Raw genomic sequence first — 2,456 nt, forward strand, 5'->3', positions numbered from 1 at the left:
CGACCGCAGACGCAGGCCTGTCTACCCGGCGATCGAGATGTTCGGCGAGGGGTTCTTCCTGCGCTTCGACGAACGACGCGTCTCCGAGTGGGAGAGCCTGCCAGGCGTGCGCGCTCGCGCGGAGATCCTGGCGCAGCGCCGCAAGGCCAGTTCGTGGGCGCATCGCTTGGACGTGCCCGAGCCGCGGTACGTGGCGCTGCACACGATCGCCCATCTGCTGATCCGCAGGCTGGCGTTCGCGAGCGGCTACTCGTCGGCGTCGTTGCAGGAACGGATCTACGCGCACTCCGACCGCCCTGACCGCACCGCCGGCATCCTGATTTACACCGCGGGCGGGGACGCTCAGGGCACCCTTGGCGGGCTCGTCCGTCTGGGAGCGCCCGATAAGGTTCTTGCGCTGTTGATCGCGGCCTTGGACGACGCCGACGTCTGCTCGAACGACCCGGTGTGCATCGAGAGCGACCGGCAGGGCTCGTCGCAGCTGAACCTGTCGGCGTGTCACGGCTGTGCGCTGGTGAGCGAGACGTCCTGCGAGACCGCCAACCGCCTGTTGGACCGGCAGCTGGTCTTGGGCGGGCAGGACGTTCCGGGTCTTCTCGATCACGTACTGGATCAGGTACGGCTTGGAGCGGCGTCATGAGCATGAGGGTCGTCTGCAGACGGGCCGCACGACGCTCTCGGGTCGGCCGTTCCGCCCGCCCGAGGGCACTCGGCGATCCTCGGACGACTCTGGATTGGCCGACCCGTGCGCGGCGGGAGACTCGGTGCGTGTAGTAATCGACGACGAATTCCAGCCGACCGGCTCAAGGTGGTGCGGGATGCCGGTGCGATCATCGCGAAGTATCTGCGATCGGGGTCAGATGCCGCAGATGGGCACAAGTACTACGCGTGAGATGGGTCTTGACTCACACATGAGCAGAAAGGAAATCGCTCCTGCAGCCGCAATTCTAGCCGGATGAGATCAAATACGCTGATATTGTGCTTCTGATGAACACCCAAATGCATCATGGGGGACGAAAAGCAGTGTTCAAATGCCCCCTCGGACACGAACCAAATCCCAACGGTGCATGCCAAGATCAATCTTGGCATGCACCGTTTGTGTTTCTGCGGAGTAGGTCAGCCTGAGCCGAAGGCTGCGGTACAGGTCGAGCTTGTGTCGGGCTCTGCCTCCTCCAGCGCCATAGCGATGTCGCCGAGCTCGGCGACAAGGGATGCGATGTCGTCTGCGGTCATGGCGTCGACGGCGTCGTCGTTGCGCGTAGCGGGACGACTTGCGAGTGCTTCGTCTCGCTGCTGTTCAGCCTCGGCAATCCACGACGCCACGACGGCCGGGCTGGCTCCCTCTTCGAGAGCCTGCTTGTAGCGAGCGATCTTCTTGTCGAATTCGGCAGCGATGTCGCGGCCCGCTCGCGGCCTCGGAGCCGCCGGCCGGACCTGCGGGCTGATTTGGCGCGCTCACTTTCGCCTACGCGGAAACGATCTCACTAGTTCACGATGCTGTCACATCCAAAGGACGCCGTCGTCCTCGTGTTCGCGCACGCGATAGGCGATCATCCTCCGCAGCAGGTCGACCGGCGCGCGTTCGCCGTACGGGAGTTTGACGGTGCCCTTGCCTGTGGCCCAGCCGGCGAGATCGGCGTCGAACGCCTCGCGAGTGCTGGGGGTGAATGCGACGCTTGCGTGTCCAGCGTGACCGCTGACCATGAACAGGATCGTCCCGGATGGGTGCAGCCACGCCGGATACCCCCATTTGATCGCCTCGCTCGCCTTGGGGACCGCCTCGTGGGCCAGTGCTCGCAGCTGCACAAGCAGCTCGCGACTCTGCCCGGTGAAGCCCTCAATGTAGTCGTCGACCGTCCGTGCCTTGCCCATGCCGCTAGTGTGGCAGCCCTGCTCGCCCGGCGCTCGCGGCATGCGACGCCAGGCCGAATCCACATGCAGTTCGTCCTGAAAGGAACCTGGGTCCAACGCACTGCTGTGATCCGGCAGTTGAGATCGGAGTAGGTGAAATCTTGTCCGGGCCTGTACCGAGCCGCGAGGCAGATCTTGCTCGACTTCGCACCCGCAAGGGTGCCGAGCAACAGACCGTCACTAACCCGACGCCCTGGTCACCCTCATCGCCGCCGCCGTCGCGCGATAAACCATCTATATAGACCAAACCAACGTGTTATTCATACGCAAGTCCTTGCGATCTTGTGCGCAATAGTTGAGGTCGCGCGAGGGGCTGCTCCTGGCTTTTCACCAGGTGATGGTGCGGTCGGAGACCCGTGCGGCGACGGCGTCGACGCGGCCGGCACGGCCACCGCCAACGGCACCAGGATCCAGCTCTTGGAGCTGCCACGGCGGCGCGAACCAGCAGTGGACCCTGCGTAGCTGAGTCGCAAGGACGCTGGACCGGCCCTTCGACCACGCCGGTCGCGTTCCGGCGCTTCCCCGTCGAGGACGTCGAGCTGGAC

3 protein-coding genes are annotated in these 2,456 nt (G+C 64.7%); 1 reads left to right on the plus strand and 2 read right to left on the minus strand.

Translation table 11 applies throughout. The features are described from left to right. On the plus strand, nt 1–640 hold a 640-nt coding region (locus AB0J67_RS40640; protein ID WP_363491089.1), incomplete at its 5' end, for a DUF1998 domain-containing protein. Between the two features lie 476 nt (nt 641–1,116). Here AB0J67_RS40640 and AB0J67_RS40645 read toward each other — a convergent pair. Continuing rightward, nucleotides 1,117–1,323: a hypothetical protein gene (locus AB0J67_RS40645; protein WP_363491091.1), complete on the minus strand. Its 207-nt coding sequence runs from the start codon at nt 1,321–1,323 to the stop codon at nt 1,117–1,119. A 177-nt stretch (nt 1,324–1,500) separates the two neighbouring features. Further along, on the minus strand, nt 1,501–1,872 hold the full coding sequence (locus AB0J67_RS40650; RefSeq protein WP_363491093.1) for a DUF1801 domain-containing protein: 372 nt from the start codon (nt 1,870–1,872) through the stop codon (nt 1,501–1,503). Between the last annotated feature and the right edge of the window lie 584 nt (nt 1,873–2,456).

This window comes from Catellatospora sp. NPDC049609 (assembly GCF_040675365.1).
Classification (GTDB): Bacteria; Actinomycetota; Actinomycetes; order Mycobacteriales; family Micromonosporaceae; genus Catellatospora.

Coding starts and splice junctions, on each gene's coding strand:
- AB0J67_RS40650 (WP_363491093.1), bottom strand. CDS start 1,872: ATGGGCAAGGCACGGACGGTCGACGACTACATTGAGGGCTTCACCGGG.